General features: G+C 33.4%; 20 protein-coding genes and 1 pseudogene. 15 read left to right on the forward strand and 6 right to left on the reverse strand.

Annotated elements, in window-relative coordinates; genetic code table 11:
- Nucleotides 1-67: 67 nt before the first annotated feature.
- On the reverse strand, nt 68-1,066 hold the full coding sequence (gene dhaQ / locus ACUL40_RS24900; protein ID WP_000723364.1) for a DhaKLM operon coactivator DhaQ: 999 nt from the start codon (nt 1,064-1,066) through the stop codon (nt 68-70).
- A 19-nt stretch (nt 1,067-1,085) separates the two neighbouring features.
- Complete coding sequence (dhaS, locus tag ACUL40_RS24905) at nt 1,086-1,652, reverse strand: dihydroxyacetone kinase transcriptional activator DhaS (protein WP_000204220.1); 567 nt, start codon at nt 1,650-1,652, stop codon at nt 1,086-1,088.
- A gap of 178 nt (nt 1,653-1,830) precedes the next feature.
- Here dhaS and dhaK point away from each other — a divergent pair, with 178 nt between their 5' ends.
- Nucleotides 1,831-3,582, forward strand: coding sequence for a dihydroxyacetone kinase subunit DhaK (gene dhaK / locus ACUL40_RS24910; RefSeq protein ID WP_445422715.1), 1,752 nt, complete (start codon nt 1,831-1,833; stop codon nt 3,580-3,582).
- A gap of 229 nt (nt 3,583-3,811) precedes the next feature.
- Nucleotides 3,812-4,162 carry an SH3 domain-containing protein gene (locus ACUL40_RS24915; RefSeq protein WP_000946193.1) on the forward strand — a complete coding sequence of 117 codons (351 nt, stop codon included), beginning with the start codon at nt 3,812-3,814 and terminating at the stop codon, nt 4,160-4,162.
- 191 nt (nt 4,163-4,353) lie between these two features.
- Here the strand turns inward: ACUL40_RS24915 and ACUL40_RS24920 are convergent, their stop codons facing one another.
- Nucleotides 4,354-4,905 (reverse strand): DUF4352 domain-containing protein, encoded by a 552-nt coding sequence (locus ACUL40_RS24920; protein ID WP_001228902.1) that lies wholly within the window; start codon nt 4,903-4,905, stop codon nt 4,354-4,356.
- A 292-nt stretch (nt 4,906-5,197) separates the two neighbouring features.
- On the opposite strand from ACUL40_RS24920, the gene ACUL40_RS24925 reads away from it, so the two are divergent.
- The gene (locus ACUL40_RS24925) at nt 5,198-5,587 is read left to right on the forward strand and encodes a hypothetical protein (RefSeq protein WP_000940664.1); all 390 of its coding nucleotides are present in this window, start codon (nt 5,198-5,200) and stop codon (nt 5,585-5,587) included.
- Between the two features lie 76 nt (nt 5,588-5,663).
- Nucleotides 5,664-5,783 (forward strand): DAK2 domain-containing protein, encoded by a 120-nt coding sequence (locus ACUL40_RS24930; protein ID WP_071740898.1) that lies wholly within the window; start codon nt 5,664-5,666, stop codon nt 5,781-5,783.
- 380 nt (nt 5,784-6,163) lie between these two features.
- Here the strand turns inward: ACUL40_RS24930 and ACUL40_RS24935 are convergent, their stop codons facing one another.
- Entirely contained in the window at nt 6,164-7,057 is an 894-nt protein-coding gene (locus tag ACUL40_RS24935) for a helix-turn-helix domain-containing protein (protein ID WP_000395467.1), read from the reverse strand.
- Nucleotides 7,058-7,425: 368 nt separating this feature from the next.
- Here ACUL40_RS24935 and ACUL40_RS24940 point away from each other — a divergent pair, with 368 nt between their 5' ends.
- The 8 genes and pseudogenes from ACUL40_RS24940 (at nt 7,426) to ACUL40_RS24975 (ending at nt 15,589) form a co-directional block, all read left to right on the forward strand.
- A complete protein-coding gene (locus ACUL40_RS24940) occupies nt 7,426-7,707 on the forward strand; it encodes an LCI fold-containing protein (RefSeq protein WP_000473814.1) in 282 nt (93 codons plus the stop codon).
- Nucleotides 7,708-8,742: 1,035 nt separating this feature from the next.
- On the forward strand, nt 8,743-10,008 hold the full coding sequence (locus ACUL40_RS24945; protein ID WP_087635097.1) for a 3D domain-containing protein: 1,266 nt from the start codon (nt 8,743-8,745) through the stop codon (nt 10,006-10,008).
- 62 nt (nt 10,009-10,070) lie between these two features.
- Nucleotides 10,071-11,411 (forward strand): C40 family peptidase, encoded by a 1,341-nt coding sequence (locus ACUL40_RS24950; protein WP_000474055.1) that lies wholly within the window; start codon nt 10,071-10,073, stop codon nt 11,409-11,411.
- A 258-nt stretch (nt 11,412-11,669) separates the two neighbouring features.
- A complete protein-coding gene (locus tag ACUL40_RS24955) occupies nt 11,670-13,403 on the forward strand; it encodes an S-layer homology domain-containing protein (protein WP_445422714.1) in 1,734 nt (577 codons plus the stop codon).
- 125 nt (nt 13,404-13,528) lie between these two features.
- Nucleotides 13,529-14,173 (forward strand): hypothetical protein, encoded by a 645-nt coding sequence (locus ACUL40_RS24960; RefSeq protein WP_445422713.1) that lies wholly within the window; start codon nt 13,529-13,531, stop codon nt 14,171-14,173.
- 113 nt (nt 14,174-14,286) lie between these two features.
- Nucleotides 14,287-14,601, forward strand: coding sequence for a PadR family transcriptional regulator (locus ACUL40_RS24965; RefSeq protein ID WP_017673390.1), 315 nt, complete (start codon nt 14,287-14,289; stop codon nt 14,599-14,601).
- Nucleotides 14,602-14,614: 13 nt separating this feature from the next.
- Nucleotides 14,615-14,737: pseudogene (locus ACUL40_RS24970) on the forward strand (DUF2812 domain-containing protein); the annotation flags it as partial.
- Between the two features lie 687 nt (nt 14,738-15,424).
- Nucleotides 15,425-15,589 (forward strand): hypothetical protein, encoded by a 165-nt coding sequence (locus tag ACUL40_RS24975; protein WP_000746319.1) that lies wholly within the window; start codon nt 15,425-15,427, stop codon nt 15,587-15,589.
- A gap of 765 nt (nt 15,590-16,354) precedes the next feature.
- Here the strand turns inward: ACUL40_RS24975 and ACUL40_RS24980 are convergent.
- Entirely contained in the window at nt 16,355-16,594 is a 240-nt protein-coding gene (locus ACUL40_RS24980; protein WP_000700224.1) for a DUF2798 domain-containing protein, read from the reverse strand.
- Between the two features lie 280 nt (nt 16,595-16,874).
- Here ACUL40_RS24980 and ACUL40_RS24985 point away from each other — a divergent pair, with 280 nt between their 5' ends.
- On the forward strand, nt 16,875-17,288 hold the full coding sequence (locus ACUL40_RS24985) for a hypothetical protein (protein WP_000120217.1): 414 nt from the start codon (nt 16,875-16,877) through the stop codon (nt 17,286-17,288).
- 84 nt (nt 17,289-17,372) lie between these two features.
- Here the strand turns inward: ACUL40_RS24985 and ACUL40_RS24990 are convergent, their stop codons facing one another.
- Nucleotides 17,373-17,828: a hypothetical protein gene (locus tag ACUL40_RS24990; protein ID WP_048538035.1), complete on the reverse strand. Its 456-nt coding sequence runs from the start codon at nt 17,826-17,828 to the stop codon at nt 17,373-17,375.
- Nucleotides 17,829-18,041: 213 nt separating this feature from the next.
- Between ACUL40_RS24990 and ACUL40_RS24995 the strand changes: the two genes are divergently transcribed.
- Nucleotides 18,042-18,431 (forward strand): general stress protein, encoded by a 390-nt coding sequence (locus tag ACUL40_RS24995; protein WP_174767156.1) that lies wholly within the window; start codon nt 18,042-18,044, stop codon nt 18,429-18,431.
- Nucleotides 18,432-18,481: 50 nt separating this feature from the next.
- On the forward strand, nt 18,482-18,682 hold the full coding sequence (locus ACUL40_RS25000; RefSeq protein WP_000004257.1) for a CsbD family protein: 201 nt from the start codon (nt 18,482-18,484) through the stop codon (nt 18,680-18,682).
- Nucleotides 18,683-18,727: the final 45 nt, after the last annotated feature.

Raw genomic sequence — 18,727 nt, forward strand, 5'->3', positions numbered from 1 at the left:
GATATTTCAATTTGCAAAAAGCCTTTAACTTGTTATAGTTAAAGGCTTTTATCATCATAATTTTTACTTACCAATTACCCACTCTAACATCCGCCTTCAACCACTTCACCCAATCCAAATCCTCTACCTTAAGCAAACTAAGCGAAACACCCTTCATATCTAAAGAAGTTAACAGTGTACCAACCTTTACGAATGTCACTTGCAATCCTTCAAGTTCACACAAACGGCGAATGTCGTTTGCGAAAATGTATTGTTCCATTAATGGAGTTGCGCCGAGTCCATTAATGAGGATAGCGAAGTTGTCTCCTTTTCTCCAGCGATAAATGCTTTTTAGTTTGTTCATTAGTTCGATCGCTAATATTTCAGAAGAGGATAGTGCTTCTTTACGGTAACCTTTTTCTCCGTGAATGCCTACGCCATAAAACACTTCATCGTCATTTAATGTGAATGAAGCTTTTCCTTTTACTGGATCGTTGACAGGGGAAAGAGCAACTCCTAATGTGTGTAAATTTTTAGTGATAGAGCGGCCAAGTGTTGTTAGTTCTTCTAGAGAATGGCCTTCAAGAGCGGCCGCACCAAGTATTTTTTGAACGAAAACAGTACCAGCGACGCCGCGTCTTCTTTTATTAAAAGAAGCATCATCTTCAATTGAAACGTCGTCATTTACGATGATGTGGTCAATTTTTCTTCCTTCTTCTTTAGCGATCTGCTTTGCCGCAAGAAAGTTCTCAACGTCATCTTTAAAGTTTTTAATAATGAATAGTATACTTTTATCTTTTGGCATAAGGCGAGTTGCCGCCGCAATTTGTTCCACTGTAGGCGGAGTGAAGATGCTTCCGTTTACTGCCGCTGTAAGCATACCTTTTCCTACATAGCCAATATCAGCAGGTTCATGTCCGCTACCACCGCCACTTATAATAGCGACGTCTTGCTTCATTTTTTCGATATCTTTTACATAAATGATGTTATTCGTTTCATCGTAATTTACTTTGTCGTTATGTTCAAAATAAAAGCCGTGCAGCATATCTTGAACGATATTTTGTACATCATTCATAATCTTTTTCATTGCTTTTGCCACCCTTTAATTACTTTGCTGATTGCTCCAGTAATAGTAGTAATTGATTGTTTATCATATTTTTCATAAGAGAAGACATGATGGAAGGATCTACTTCGCACTTACTTTCAATCCAATCTTTTATCGTTCCAACGAAGCCGTGACTATAAAAGGAGGCAATCGTATTTTTTGTCTCATCAGAAAGGCTGAATCCACAGCTCACAGATAGTTCATCGATAATCTTCATATATAAGTTTTTCGTATGCTCAAATAAATAGTGATTAAACGAGTTTTGCTCAATGACTTTAAAAGCATTTCGGTAAAATTTTTGATTTTCATAAAAGTAATCAAATAATAAATCGAAAATGTTTTCCCACGTTTCATAATCGAGAAAGTCGATAATGTTTTCCTTCGTTTCTTCTCTATAAATCCAGCTTAATAGTTCAAATTTATCTTTAAAATGATAATAAAAAGTTTGCCTACGCATTTGACAGTGTAACATAATATCGCTCACTGATATTTTATGAAACGACTCTGTTTCCATTAAATACTTCAATGAGTTCGCGATTATCTTTTTAGAAATTATAGAAGAGGTCATCTGAATCATCCCTAGAATGTTATTAATATGAAAATCCTATCTATAAATGAGAGCGGTGTCTTTAGACAGATTGTCCATTTTGTCCGTTTACTATAAAACGCTTTCATTTTAACATGGTTAGTAAGAAGAAGATTTCAAATATATCACAATATATTAAAGGAATTGAGGGAGAACTACAATGAAAAAGATTATAAACAAACCAGAAACATTAGTAATGGAAATGTGCAACGGAATGGTTATGGCTCATCCAGAGCTTGAGCTTTTGAAAAAATATAAAGTGATTAAGAAGAAAGAAATGAACGAAAATAAAGTAACGTTAATTAGTGGAGGCGGTAGTGGTCACGAGCCGGCACATGCAGGATTAGTCGGAAAAGGAATGTTAGATGCGGCAGTGTGCGGAGATGTGTTTGCGTCACCTTCACAAATTCAGGTATACCAAGCGATTAAAGAGACAGCTAGTAAAAAAGGTACGTTATTAATTATTAAAAATTATAGCGGCGATATTATGAATTTCAAAAACGGTGCGCATTTAGCGACGGAAGATGGAATTGAAGTCGACTACGTAAAGGTGGACGATGATATTGCGGTAGAAGATAGCCTGTACACAGTAGGACGCCGCGGCGTTGCGGGCGTTATTTTAGTTCATAAAATTGCCGGCGCAGCAGCGGAAGCAGGTATGGATTTAGGAGCGGTGAAAGCTGTAGCAGAAAAAGCAGCGGCTAACGTGCGCACAATCGGTTTAGCATTAACGTCTTGTACAGTTCCAGCGAGTGGATCACCTACTTTCACACTTGCGGAAGATGAAATGGAATACGGTGTAGGTATTCACGGCGAACCAGGAATTAAGCGTGAAATAATGCTGTCAGCAGATGAACTAGCGAACCGTATGACAAATGACCTTGTAAAAGATTTAGGAGTAAAAGATGGCGAGGAAATCGCAATTCTAGTTAACGGTTTTGGCGGAACACCACTGCAAGAACTTTACTTATTTAACAACGCAGTTACGAGAGAACTAGCTGCAAGAAACATTAAAATTAATAGAGTATTCGTCGGTAACTATATGACAAGTATTGATATGGCTGGTATGTCTTTAACGGTAATGAAGTTAGATGAAGAGCTAAAAACATTACTATCAAAAGAATGTAATACACCAGCGTTTAAAGTAGACGGTCCAGTTGAAAGTGTAGAGTACGTAAATGTACTTGAAGAGACAGAAGAGAAGGAAGTTTCATTTGAACTAGAAACTGCGGAAGAGCACGCTGTTATTAAAGATAATGTTATTACATTAAACAACATGATTTATCTCGTTGATAAAATGAGCGATATTATTATTAAAAATGAAGTACCGTTCTGTGAGCTAGATACGCATGCTGGTGATGGCGACTTCGGAATGAGTGTGGCAAAAGGATTTAAGCAATTAAAACGTGAGTGGCACTCTATTGTAGAACAAGAAAACGTAACGATCGGATCATTCCTTGATGGCTGTTCGATGATTATTATGGAACATTGCGGCGGCGCATCTGGTCCAATTTGGGGCGGTGCATTCCGCGCTGCTAGTAAAGCTGCGGGCGAAAAACGTGAGTTAACAGTGAAAGAATTCACTGAAATGCTGCAAGCAGCATTGCAAGGCATACAATCGATCGGTGAAAGATCATTCGGCAGAGGAGCAGTAGTTGGTGACAAAACACTTGTTGACGCACTTGCTCCATGTGTAGACTCTTGGTTAGATAGCGCCTCAAACGAAGTAGACGTAAAAACTGCCTTTGAAAAAGGAGCAGAAGCAGCGGTCAAAGGAGCAGAGTACACGAAAGAAATCGTAGCTCGCATGGGCCGCGCTGGTACAGTTGGTGAAAGAAGCTTAGGATATCCAGATGCAGGTGCACATGCACTTGGGGTTATCTTTACGGAGATTGCAGGTAGTTTGAAATAGTAATTGGAAAGTCCCTCTGCCTTAAGGTGGAGGGATTTTTATATAGTTGATATGTAGAAGACTTCTTTCGGTTCTTTCTCAGTAAAATATGAGTTTGTTACTATTTTTGATAAAATCTTATTTCAAAAATACAACTAATATTTCTCAACATTAATATATTGAAAATAGTTAGAATATTTAAGATAATCATTTGTGAAGAAGAAAATTATAAAAAAAGGGGGAATTTATTTTGTTACGTCGTTTATCTATTTGTACAGTACTAACAGCTTTTATATTTACTTTATTTACATTTAACGGCTCTGCTTTCGCGGCTACGAATGCTACTGAAAATCAAAATGTAGTAGCAGCTTGTGCAAAGGGAGGTACGGTAGGTGTATATGGTGCAAAGATGCGCAGTGGTTATACTGTCGATTCACCTGTCTTACATACATTTAATGATGGTACGAAAATTACTGGAACATGGGTAACTGGTGAATATGTTCAAGGTCATTACAGTAATTCTAAACAGTGGTTAAAAGTTACATATAAAGGGATGACAGGTTATGTATCCCATACAACATTATATAACGTTTGCTCATAAAACTATGTACCATAATAGCTTTGGATATATTGAGCTAATCTCTTCTCGAGATTAGTTTTTTTTATCTCTTAGTTTTTAATGGGGCATTTTTTGAAAAAGACCAACGATTCATTAAATCGATGGTCTTACGTTTATATAGTATTCATTTGTATCTATATTAAATTTTTCATTGTTTTTTGCTTATTTTAGACTTAGTTTGTTTGTGATTGCAGCTTATCAATTTTCCAGTATGTTTGTAGAGGGTCTAAAGAGCTTTCAATATAAAACATATATTCATCTGCGGTACGTGGTACTTCAAAAGCTATTTTCAATTCTACCGTTTCATTTGGTTTAACTTGTATATCAGAAGGGTTTTGATCAAGCACCTTTCCTTTATAGATCTTTCCGTCTTTTTCATCTTTTAAGTTATATTTTAATTCTGATAGTCCAATCGTTTGACCTCGTACATTTTTTACAGAGACATTAACAACTACGGAATCGTTGCTAGCATTTAAATAGGCACTTTGAACAGCGGTCAAGTAATAGCCTCCCTTAACACTCTCACCAACTAATAAAATACCTTGTTCCAAGCGGCTCATATCTTCTTTTTCTTCAAAATTTATTAATTCTTCATTTTCATTTTTTGCGGTTGGTTCTTCTATTGGACCATTTTCAACGGCACTATCTGTTTTATCTTGTGTGCAAGCAGCCGTAACACTGACTAATACTAGAATGAAAGTAAGTAATATAGATAATTTTCTCATAAAATTTATCTGTCTCCTTAAGTTTCTCAATTTTGTGCAACTATACATATAAGATTAACATAATGTCTCATTATTGGCTCAAAATAGGGGGTCTTTTAGACAACTTATTCTTTTTACTTTTAATATACATTCGATTGGTTCTCGCGATATTTGTTAATCTTTTAAAACATTGGCTTAGTAATACCGAGGGTTATTATAGATATATTAATCATGTAATTTGTCCATATCAAAATGAACGTTTTTTGCATTTAATATATTGTAAATATATTTTATTTTGGAAGGATGTGATTATATGGCTCATAAATCTACTGGAGTGTTTCGAGTTCCAGTTTCTGAAAATGGGATTATTCCAACTGCTCTCAACATTATGCTAAACAATGATTCACGCTGTCATACTAGTAATGTAACGGTAACTGTTAAGAGAAGTCGAAACACCTTTTTCCCAACTCAAAATGAATTAGTTGAAATCTCTCGTACTTTTGTTTCTTTAGAACCAAATAGAACAACTAAGATTGTGTTGTTTACTCCAGAATTCCAAGTAGAAGATTTCCTTGATGTCATCATTAGTGGAAATAGAGAGGATGTTAAGGATGTTCTTGTATATTCTTTCTTAGCAGATTCAGTAGGTCATAATCTGCCATCTACTGTTTTCAGAAATGCAGAATACACTTTTGCTTGCTGACACTGTGATAATGTATTCTTTACTGTCGTATATCTGAATTGAAATGTTGCAAACAGCACTTCAAGGCATATAATCTATTGTTGAAAGATCATTCGGCAGAGGAGCGGTAGTTGGTGAAAGAAGTTTAGGATATCCAGATGCAGGTGCACATATGCTTGGGGTTATCTTTACAGAAATTTTAGGTAGTTTGAAATAGAAATTAAAAGATCCCTTCTACCTTAAGGTGAAGGGTTTTTTTAATATGTTTTTTGATATATATTGCTAAATATGTTCCCATAATTCATTCTATTGTATTGAGAATAATGTCATCTACATCAAAACAAACGGCTTATAAAAGGAACTAGTATTTGAGGTGGATTTATTAACGAATTTTATATAGCATGACTGAAAATGAGATAAATAAAAACAATATTCCCTATTATGTTTTTAAGAATTAATTGAGCAGGTCCTTGTAAAAATAAAGAAAAGACATCTAAAGGTGCCTTTCGCCGACTTAAATTAATTTTAATATTATCGATCTAAGTTTAAAAGCTGTAGGGATTTTTTCTGTGGGTTTTGTAAGTAGTTTTTACGAAATTATGAGTGTTTTTTATTTTGTATTTCAATAAGTTCATCTGGTAGCATTTTTGTATAATATTCTTTTTCTGTTAGTTCAAATATAAATAATGCTTTTTTCCAGTTATAAATAACATCTTCTACATTATGTTGTTTCATTTTTAATAAACACTGACCTTTTAAATAGAATAGTTCACCTAGTAAGTATAAAGTATTTAGATTAATTGCTAATTTGATACCCTTATCAATATACTTTATTGCCTCTTCATGTTGATATGTGAAGTCGAAACATTTTGCTAAATTTAACATGAGTTTTAATTTAATTTCTTTATCTCTAGGAAAATCTAATTTATTAAAATTAGTTAAACATCTTTTGAATATATTAATACTTTTTTCATATTCTTTATTTTCTGCATAAAATATAGCCATTGTTTGCATAATATCTATTTCTCTTTCTGATAAAAAATCAGAATTAGTTAAAGTCAGTTTTAATGCATTATTTAAAAAATCTAAAGCAGTTTTTATTGATTTATCCACCATAAATATAGCAATTGCTTCATGCCACATTAGAAATTGTTTCTCATCTTTTGTTTGAAAATTATTTAAGTTTTTCTCTTTTTTTACTATTTCATAAAGTTCTTTATATTGTTTTTGCTTTAAGCAATCTTTTATTACGTATTTTACGTTTTCTACATATTTTAATCTTTTGTTTTGAGTTAGTGCAAATATGTTATTCGGATCAATGCCAAGTCTTTCTGATAATTGATATAACAATATACTAGATGGATAAATCATACCTTTTTCAATCTTGCTAATTTGACTTTGTGAACATATTCCATGACATAATTCGGATTGTGATATATTTTTTTTAATTCTAAGTTCTTTAATGGTAATACCCAAATCGTTAAATTCCATTTTTCCACCTACTATTTAGCACTTTGTTAATATAAGAACATTCTCTAACCTTAATGTAATGTAAAATTAATATAGTTGCAATTATTGTTTTAAAGGGCTTATCGTCTCTATAAGATGGTGAGATTTTTTTATGTACAAAAAAGACACCCTAAGGTGCCTTCCGCCGACTTGAACCACTTTCATTTAATATAAACCTAGCTGTATTTTCACATGCCTTTCCAATTCCTCTATTTTCCATTTGATAAAATAAAATTCCAATATTACCAATAATTAAATAAATATTTCTACATATTCAAGATATTTACATAAATTACAAAAATGATACATTTAAGTTGTAAGCTATAAAAACTATTAAAGGGGGATTTATTATGTTCAAGAAATTAGTAGTAGGAGCGTTAGCAACAGGTATTGCATTAACAGGAGGAATTGGGGCAGCTTCAGCTGATACGCAAAAAGCTGTGAGCTCTCCGAAGCAAGCCACATGCTCAATTCCTTATGAGTATTCTAATGGTAAATTCAAAAGAACTCTTTATTACTCAAATGGAGTATATGCTAATAGTTTTAATGAAAATGTTTGTGGCGGGACGATTACGTGGTACTTAAAACATGTTCAAAATGGAGTTGCTTTTTACGAAGGTAATTTAAAATAGTAGATTTTTTGAACCTCATTTATTGAGGTTCTTTTATTTGTAGTTTTTAAACCGATTCTCTATAAAAAAGACACCCTAAGGTGCCTTCTTGCGATTTGCTCCATTGTAATATGGTATTGGATGCCAGTCCAATTATTATTTTACCACCTTAAGTAGTTTCGGTTATTGAGAAAAAATACAACTCATTGTTTGAATGCAAAAAGTCCTAGGGGGACTAGGACTTTTTGCTAGAATGAATATGATTTAAAAAAGGACTTATATAACGTAACATATGAATGTTTCGTAAATGTATCGAAAAAGTGAACAAAATAGTTATTTTAAATAAAAAAAGCTCCGCGATAAAAGCTGCGGAGCTTCATAAGGTCGAGTTATGTCGTACTCACAAGGGATTTTAACATGAATGTTGTGGTAAAAATACCGGTAAATTTATCCTATACCCCCCCCCCGCTGATTAGAGTTTCAATTCATTCGAAGGAATTTATGTTTTATAAATTAGATTATGATAGTTGATATTCTCCATATTGACCAGAAAAGAACTAAAAATTCTAGTGAAATTCCAAGTGTTCGTTTCCTAGTTTTTTGAAATTCTTTTATTAAATAGCCAACAGCACTAATTGCTATAAGAATAAAAAGAATAAGTTCGAGTGTAACTGGCATTTTATCTACCCCTAATACATTAATTTATTATATAAAGATTATAAGATGTTTTTGTGGCTAGTAGTGAAAAATTTAATAAAACTATCTCTAAATAGTTATTTTAAAAAGAAGAGAAACTAGCAAAAATTAGATACTTTTGTATAAGAAAGGAATAGATTAATAATTTAATATAAAAAATACAAGATATGCAATATTGCATATCTTGTATTTCATATTACATTGAACCCAATTATGCCTTGAATAGAGAGGGTTTAAAAGAAATATAATAATCTAAATTGTTTACCAATTAATATGGTAAATTATAGATAAATAAAGAAATTTATGTTAATGTACTTATGGTAATATACTGTTAAAAAAAGGAAGAGGTGAAAAGTTTATATGTTTAAAAAAGGCGTATCATTGCTATTAATTTTCATTTTATCTATTTCTACATTTAGTATAGTAACTCACGCTGCTAGTAGTTCAGAATATGTGAATCAATCATTCTATGGGTATAAGGAGCCATCTTTTAATTCAGTTAAAACAAATGGCGGATCAGAGTATGGTGCTCAAAATGTAGGAGTCGTGGAAAAAAGAGATAATGGTTGGTGGAAGATTGAAACATGGGAAGGTCCAGTTTGGATTAACTTAAATGGGGAAGAACGTGTCATGGGAGATTTCTATGCATATGATGAACCTTCTTTCTCATCAAAGGTTGCGAATGCTGGAGCGAAGTACGGGCGACAAACATTTAGAATAGTAGATGGAACAACAGATGGTTGGCTAAAATTTAAGACGTGGGAAGGCGACAAGTGGATGAATCCTACGGCTGAACAAATTACTGTCAACAAAACAATCTATGCGTATAATGAACCTTCATTTAATGCACAGAAAGCAAATTATGAAGCACCATTTAACCCGCAGAATTGGGGAGTAGTAGAAAAAAAAGAAAATGGCTGGATGAAAGTAAGTACTTATGAAGGTTATAAGTGGATCAATCCAGATGGAGAAGAAAGGTTCATAAACAAATCATTCTATGCGTATAACGAAGCTTCATTTAATGCAGCTAAAGCAAACGCTGGAGCATTATATAATCCGCAGAATTTTAGAGTTGTGGATGGGACACCTAATGGATGGTTAAAGGTTAAAACATGGGAAGGCGAGAAATGGCTGAATCTAGATGGAGAAGAAAGATTCATAAACAAATCATTCTATGCGTATAACGAGCCTTCATTTAGCTCAGGCAAAGCAAACGCTGGAGCATTATATAGTCCGCAGAATTTTAGAGTTGTAGATGGGACAACTAGTGGGTGGTTGAAGATTAAAACATGGGAAGGCGACAAGTGGATGAATTTAAATGCGGAAGATACAGGCGTAGAATTCTACGTGGAAGCTACTGCATATAGTGTAGAAGGTAGTCCACCAAATGAAAGGATTACGGCGTCTGGAATAGACATAGGAAAAAATCCTAACATCAAGTTAATTGCAGTTGATCCTAAAGTTATTAAACTAGGAACGAAAGTTTGGGTTGAAGGATACGGTGATGCAATTGCTGGAGATACAGGTGGGGCTATTAAAGGCAATAAAATTGATGTTCTGTTTCCTACAGAAAAGCAAGCACGTGAATGGGGACGTAAAAAAGTGAGAATTAAAATAATGAAATAGGATATATCTATTCTTTGCTTCGAAAATTATATATTAGACAAAATAAAAGGGAGGATATTTTTATGTTTAAGAAAAGTATAGGAATCTTATTGTTTTTTATTCTATCTATCTCGACATTCAGTATGGTAACTCACGCTGCTAATAGTTCAGAATACGTGAATCAATCATTCTATGGGTATAAAGAACCATCTTTTAATTCAGCTAAAACAAATGGCGGATCAGAGTATGGTGCTCAAAATGTAGGAGTCATGGAAAAAAGAGATAATGGCTGGTGGAAGATTGAAACATGGGAAGGTCCAGTTTGGATTAACTTGAATGGGGAAGAACGTGTCATGGGAGATTTCTATGCATATGATGAACCTTCTCTCTCATCAAAGGTTGCGAATGCTGGAGCGAAGTACGGGCGACAAACATTTAGAATAGTAGATGGAACAACAGATGGTTGGCTTAAATTTAAGACGTGGGAAGGCGAAAAATGGATGAATCCTGCGGCTGAACAAATTACCGTCAACAAAACGATTTATGCATATAATGAGCCTTCATTTAATGCACAGAAAGCAAATTATGGAGCACCATTTAACCCACAAAATTGGGGAGTAGTAGAAAAAAAAGAAAATGGCTGGATGAAGGTAAGTACTTATGAAGGTTATAAGTGGATCAATCCAGATGGAGAAGAAAGATTCATAAACAAAGCATTCTATGCGTATAACGAAGCTTCATTTAATGCAGGAAAAGCAAACGCTGGAGCATTATATAATCCGCAGAATTTTAGAGTTGTGGATGGGACACCTAATGGATGGTTAAAGGTTAAAACATGGGAAGGCGAGAAATGGCTGAATCTAGATGGAGAAGAAAGGTTCATAGAAAAAGCATTCTATGCGTATAACGAGCCTTCATTTAGTTCAGGCAAAGCAAACGCTGGAGCATTATATAGTCCGCAGAATTTTAGAGTAATAGATGGGACAACTAGTGGATGGTTGAAGATTAAAACATGGGAAGGCGACAAGTGGATGAACCTAAACCAAACAGATTCTGGTTCTTCTGGAGTAATTGATTTAGCTTTAAAACAACTTGGAAAGCCGTATGTTGAAGCTGGGACAGGACCAAATGGATTTGATTGTAGTGGCTTTATTTATTACGTATTTAAAAATAATGGATATAACATTGTGAGAACAAGTGTTGCAGGATACTGGGGAATGGTTACAAAAATAAGTGATCCTCAACCAGGAGATTTAGTATTCTTACAGAATACATATAAAGCGGGTCCTTCTCATTTAGGAATATATTTAGGGAATGGTGAATATATTCATGCTGCTGACGAAACAACAGGTGTAATTAAAAGTAAGATAAATAGTTCATACACTCAGAAGCACTTCTTGGGGTATGCTAGATTTTCAAAATAATTAAATTGGATTCAATAAAAAGACAGCTATCTATGGATAGCTGTCTTTTTATTATTTGTGTTGACTTGACTACTTATATATATTCACAATCGAAACAACATAATATTAATACGGAAAAATATATTAATATGAATTTTTGCATATTTTAAAATTCAATATATCCCTCAAAAACTTTTAATTGTATAATATATTTTGTCATATTTTTAGATTTTTCGACATAAACCAACAAAAATAGAGAACGTATTGGGAGAAGACATTATGTATACAAAACTATTAAAATCAATTACATCATTATCACTGATTGGTGGTGCGTTGTTATATACAAATGGCAGTGGTGTGAAGGCTGCTGAAGTGGGTGTTTTTTCTGATGTGCCGACATCACATTGGTCATATCCTGCGATTAAAGATTTAGCGAGTAAAAATATTATTTCCGGTTATGGGAATGGGATATTTGGTTTTGGAGATGTTGCGACAAGGGAGCAAGTTGCGGCTTTAATTTATCGAGTGTTAGTACCGAATAAACAAGGCGGTTCGTTTAGTAATGATGGAACTCGTTACGTATTAAAGGATGGGTCTACGTTTAAAAATCCTTACGGTGATATTAATCAAAGTTCTACAATGTTTCCAGAAGAGGTATTAACTTTAACGAATTTAGGAGTTTTTAAAGGTGATGAAAATGGCCAATTTAGACCGAAAGCTTCTGTGAGTCGTGCGGAAATGGCACAAATTCTTACAAATGCTTTCCATCTTGCGGCAAAACAAAAACATACCTTTAAGGATGTTCCAAATCCATTTTGGGCAGAAAACGCAATTAGTGCAGTGCAGTCAAATGGAATCGCAGATGGCACAGGGAACGGGAATTTTGAACCGTATGGTACAGTAACACGTGAACAGTATGCGCAGTTTTTATATAAAACTTTAAAATATAAAAATGCCGATGTGAAAGACACAGGAGATGCTGCATTATTAACAGCTTTTAAAGAGGAAGTACAAAAGCGTATTAATACATACGAGACAAATATTACACTTCCATATAAAACGAAAAATAATAATACAGAAGAAGTGATGAATACACTTTTTAACGCATATAAAGAAGTTGCAAGTAAAAATGAGTATACAAATAATAATAGATCGAATGTTTCATATGGACTTTCTGGATCACCTGGAAATTATACGTTTACGCTTAAGATTACATATCGTGAAACGAAAGAACAGACGGAATATGTCATGAAACAAGCGAAAGCAATCGTTTCTTCTATTACTCAAGTTGGAATGGATGATCACGAAAAAGTGAAGGCTATTCATGATTACGTAGTAAAGCATGTTTCTTATGATACGTCTTATAAAGCTTACACAGCATATGAAGCACTTGTAAATCGTTCTGCGGTTTGCCAAGGTTACGCACTATTAACGTATCAATTATTAAAAGAAGCAGGAATTGAAAATCATTTCGTGACAGGAACTGGGGACGGACAACCTCATGCTTGGAATTTAGTGAAAATCGAAAACAAATGGTATCACCTTGATACAACATTCGATGATCCAGTGCCAGATGAGCAGGGCCGCGTCACGTATTCGTATTTCAATTTATCAGATGAACAAATCGCAAGAAATCATGAGTGGAACCGCGGAGACTACCCGCAAGCTACAACGAATTATTATAGTACACTGACAAACAAAATTGCGGCAGGTAGTACGAAAACGCCTGCATATCAACAAATATTAAAAGATACAAAGTTAAACTATTTAGGAAATGAATATATCGCAAATAACTATACCGAATTAAAAAATAAAATGCAGCAACGCTATAGTGCAAAACCAGAGAAAATTGAAGTGCTATACAAGCAATCAATGAATGGTGCACTGCAAGATGTGAAAAAGGCAATTGGCGAAATCGATTATCCGCAGGGGGCAAATCGAGTTTCTTATAAAGCGGAGCCTTACAATGCGAAAGAAGGGTATTCTTTAGTAACAATTACGTTTACGTATTAAGAATGAGAAAAAGCATCTGTTTCAGATGCTTTTTTTTATTGTATTGATTCGACAAAATATGACAAGAGAAAGCGAATTGGTCTGTTATGATAATTTTTGAAATTTTACATTTTGGAGGATTAATCATGAACAAAAAGAAGATTTTCGGTGCGTTAATAGGAATTGTAGCCTTATTTGTAATTATTAATGTAGTTGTTACGAAAGAGAAAACGACATCAACCAGTGAAAAAATGTACTCTGAGAAAGAATATAATAAATTAGTAGATGAACATTTTGAAGAAACGCAAAAGTTGAAAAGTGATATGAGTGTGTTAGAAACTGAAAAAAGATCTCTTGATGAGCAAGTGAAGAAGTTAAAAGATGAGTTAGCGAAAAAAGAGCTACAAGTAGCGCAGCAGCCGGTTCAACAAGAACAACCAAAGCAGGAACCACAACAACCAGCACCAGCGCAACAGCCGGAAAAGAAAGAAGAGCCAAAAACGGAACAACCTACTGGAGTATTCGAAAACCCAATGAAAAGCATAAACAAAACAGAGGCAATGAATAAAGTAAAAGAAAAGGCGAAGAAAGACTTCCAAGATGATTATATGACACAAAACTTTGTTGCGGAGGAACAATCAAAAGCATTTGATTTCTTAAACAGTATTGAAATTAAATCACAAGAAGAATTAAATGTAATGAAGAATGCATTGAAAGATTTTTCTAACGACTTTATGACCGCGAAGTTTGTTTATGAAGAGCAAATGAAGGCGAAGAATAAGCAAGGGTAAAACAAAAACGCTATCTTTTAAAAAGGTAGCGTTTTTGTTTTGGGTTATAAAGTTATTCCTACATTTGACATATACAGTTTAACTATATATTTATCGTTACATTGGAGGTCTTTATGAATAGAGATAAAAATTTACCATTAACGGAAACAACGTATTACGTTCTTTTAGCTTTATTAGAGCCAGCTCATGGATATTTAATTATGCAAAAGGTGGAGGAACTGAGTAATCATCAAGTGAAAATCGCAGCGGGTACATTGTATGGTGCGGTTGAAAATTTATTAAAACAAGGGTTAATTGAATCGGTAAAAAGTGAAGATAAACGAAGAAAAGTGTATGTCATTACGGAACGCGGGAAAGAAGTATTGCATTTAGATTTTATGAGAATGCAGCATATTATTGCGGTTACAAAGAGTTTATTACGCGTATAGTTAGGGGGAAACGATGATGTGGAGATTGAAATTCTTTTTAGATTTTGAGAAAGAGGAAAAATGGTTAGAAGAGATGGCTTGGAAAGGCTATCAACTGAAAAGCACTACATTTGGTTATACATTTAGATATTTTGAGGGGCTTTTTTGAATTTAAAAATGCAACATCTGGGTTATATTGTGAAATATTTACTTTATAAACATTTGAATGTGATATAATTTTAATAATAATATTACTTAGGAGGATGATCATCATTCATACACTGTTAGGTATTATTGGAGTAATTGTTTTACTAGCTTTTGTTATCCACCCCGGCGTCCCAGACAAGCGTGTCCCTCTAAAAAATAAACTCGCAGTAATCCTTCCATTGATTGTTATAGCCGGTTTCATTTCCTTTTATATATGATTAAAATAAGAACTTATCAAGTAGAAAGAAGTATATATATTTTTCTACCAATGTGTAGTTCCACTAGGAGGTTGCTTATAATGAAATTTCATAAATACACAGTAACGCTTATGTTTCTAGCCATCAGCTCAAGCAATGACTTTTAGGTGTCATCACTGCTATTGTCCTCTTGTTAATCGTTGCATGGACCATACAGACAACCAGCACAAATAAATTATTGTATTTCTCAATAAACAAAAATAACAGTTGGATGGGAGTCTAATACATATTATTAAAATTAAAGTGGTTCAAGTCGGAGGAAGGCACCTTAGGGTGTCTTTTCTTTATTTTGCTAATGAATAGCTTGTCCTCTTCTATATAACTCTTTAAAATGTAAAATGTGCCATCTTTGCCCTTCCCTTATGAAGGGAGGGACAGGAATGAAAAAACGTAAAAAAAAGGCGACCAAAAAGACAGAATCCCAGTCTTTCGTAAGTAATCTAGCATCGTGGACGACAGTACTGAGAAATATTCATTACTTCTTCACGCAAAGCCAGTTTGTAAAACATATAATTCAATTCATCAAAGAACAAATTGGAATGTAAAAAAGTGCTGCTATGATTAGCAACACTCAACTCAAAAACTAAAGTAGATCGAACACTGAGCTGAAAGTACTGACCATCCTTTCTTCGCACAAGACCAAAGTGATTTAGAAGCGGCAAAGATGTCAGTGTTCTATCTTCTACTAAGATTATATTTTATTTTGTCCATAATAGACCTATATATACGTTAATAAAAAAGAAATACCCCAGCGACCAACCGGGGTATTTCATGACCGATAGGAATGAAAAAACTTGGCGACCAAACCTAGCTTTTGTGTTATTCCCATAAAATTTAAAAACAAAGCAACATCTTGTTGCACTTTTATTTTATCATTATCTTTCTCTTATTGGAATACATTAGATTATTTTTTAGATAAGAGTCCAATACATATTATTAAAATTAAAGAAGTTCAAGTCGGAGGAATGAACTTTAGGGTGTCTTTTTTTCTTTCTAAAAGAGAGTTTTGCTTTCAAGAAGATACATTTTCAATGGATTACTGTCATGAGTATATAGATAAAGTCCATCAAGACATGTATGTTCATGAATATGTAAAATTACATAAAATTTCAGTGAAAAAGAGAGTATACTTTCGTATTGTGTAATAAAGATAAAGCCCGCCTACGGAAATAGGCGGGCTTTTTTTACTTATAAAGAAAAGACAACCTTTAAGGTGTCTTCCTTCGATTTGAAACATTTTACTAGGTTAAGTTTTTGTGATAATAAACTCTTTTAATTGGAATGAACCTACGCAGTACATCACTTTATTCTTAAGCATCATTCTCAACAAAAGTGAAGATTTTCATTATCTTTTTAACTACAAAGGGTAATAATTTAGAAGCTAAAAATGCAAGTACGAAAGCAATTCCCCATGTTTTCATCCATGATTTGAGAAATAAAGCTGTATATCCAACATTCATTGAAACCATGACGAAAGAGATAATGCTAGATATGCCTAAAATCATAAAGATATTAAAAATTAATGGTTCAAATTTTTTATTGATTTTCAACATTAACACCTATTTTCTATATATGCTTTGCTGCCCAATTTCACCAACATCTAATCTTACAGTTTGAAATCTAGGTTGTCCAGTTTGTTTTACTTTGGTGCAATAGCGATATTGTTTGGAATAAAGTTTCACTTTATTATTTAAGAGCGAATAAATGAAAAATAAAATATCCAAAAATATAGATAGAAATCCGCTTTTATACCTTTCAATAAAAGAATACTAGCATTATATATTATAAGGAATACTTGTCCTTAATTGTAAATGAAAGGGGGGAATTGGTATGAGTTATGGCTATGGTCACCCTCCAAAAAAATGCTTTGAACATCATAATGAAACTTTATCAACGGGTGTATTACGTAGACATTCCGCTACGTTATTTCTTACTGTTGAAGCTATGAATGTTGATCCAGATGATACTCGTAGAGTAACAGTTGAAATGTTTGATTGGTCATCGGGTTCTCCGGTATTGTTACCATTAATAGACCCTTCAACACAAACATTGCCACCTAATCGATATGTTACTTTTCGTTCAGCAGCTCTTCCTCCAGCACTCTTTGCTTATGAAGTAAGAATCATTCGTCCGAAAGATAGAGATGTTGTTACAAATGTTTTTGGTCTTAGTGCAATCGTATTTAACCCACAAGAAGGAAATAATGTTTTACAACATGATTTAGCAAAATTAGACCTTAAATAGATTTTATAAAGGTCTATTTATTGAGCATGATTAAACAAAAGAGTAGGGTGTAATCCTACTCTTTTTTTAACGTTAACTAGAATTTTAAAAGAAATCCTTCATCATTTTAGCATCTTTAATATTTACTATCACACCTTCTACCTTATCTTTCTTCTCATCTTTAGCAATTGTAATTTGTTCCTTATTATCAACCCAAACAAGAAATTCTTCTTTTGCGTCATCTTTATATGTAACGGTAATAGTAGAATGTGCAGATTCTCTCTTTTTTTGATCTAAAGTGATAGTTTTAGGTGTTCCATTTTGAACGGCTGAAACGATAGATTTTATCATTTCTTTATTATCTGTTTGAGATTTGGAAGTAGTATGATTTGTTGTTTTTAGTATTTCAATGTCTGAAATATTTGCGGAGTTTAATTGAAAGGTATATTGTGTATGTTCTTGCTTAACTTGTGAAGCTTTATCTGTAGCCGAGGTGCTTGTACAACCTATTAAAGTGAAAGATAGAGCGGTTAGTGCGCATATAGATATGATTTTTTTCATAGTATCCCTCCTCAAGATTAATTATAACAATTTTCTGTTAATTTAGGTAGTTATTGTAAGGGGAAGATGTTTTAAAGTGGTAAATGATGTTGTTCATTTTCTATTAAAATTAAAATTCACATAATTTTTTTCATATTTTATGTTTAACATTTCGAAAATAGGTGTACTACATATAATATAACAAATAATTCATTTTAAAGGAGGAAGTTAAAGATGGAAACGAAGTATAGTAAACCTTTTGTATATGAATTTATTACGGAGAAAGAGGTCATGAATGCGGCGAATGATCTAGTGAAGAAAGGGATAGACCAAAAAGATATTTACGTATTAACACACGAGAAAGAAAGGACAGATAGAATCGCAGACAATGCAGACTTGAATACAATTGGTATACAAGAGGAGGGACTTGGGACAAGTATTATTAACGTCTTTCAAAAAACGGGAGATCAGTTAAGAAATAAGATGCAGGAGTTAGGGCTTAATGAGGAAGAAGCAAACTTCTACGAAGAAAAGCTAGATGAAGGGAAGATCTTGTTATTCGTTAAAGATTTAGAAAGAGTCGGTGAATGGTTACACGAAAGAAGATGCATGTATTCTATTTAAATTTGTATCCTGTAAATCTATAAATCTATTACGAAAAGGAGATGGGAAATATGAGTGAGAGCGGACTAAAAGAACAAATTACTGGTAAAGTGGAAAAGGCAAAGGGACAAGTAAAAGAAGGAATTGGTGAAGTTACAGAAGATAGAAAGTTGAAAAATGAAGGGAAGTGGGACAAGACGAAGGGAACGATAAAAGAAAAAGTCGGAAAAGTGAAACAAAAGATAAGTGATGGGTTGGATAATAAAGAATAATACATGTTTATCAAGCTTTGGTTACATACCAAAGCTTGATAAATA

This window comes from Bacillus sp. KNSH39, from assembly GCF_052656585.1.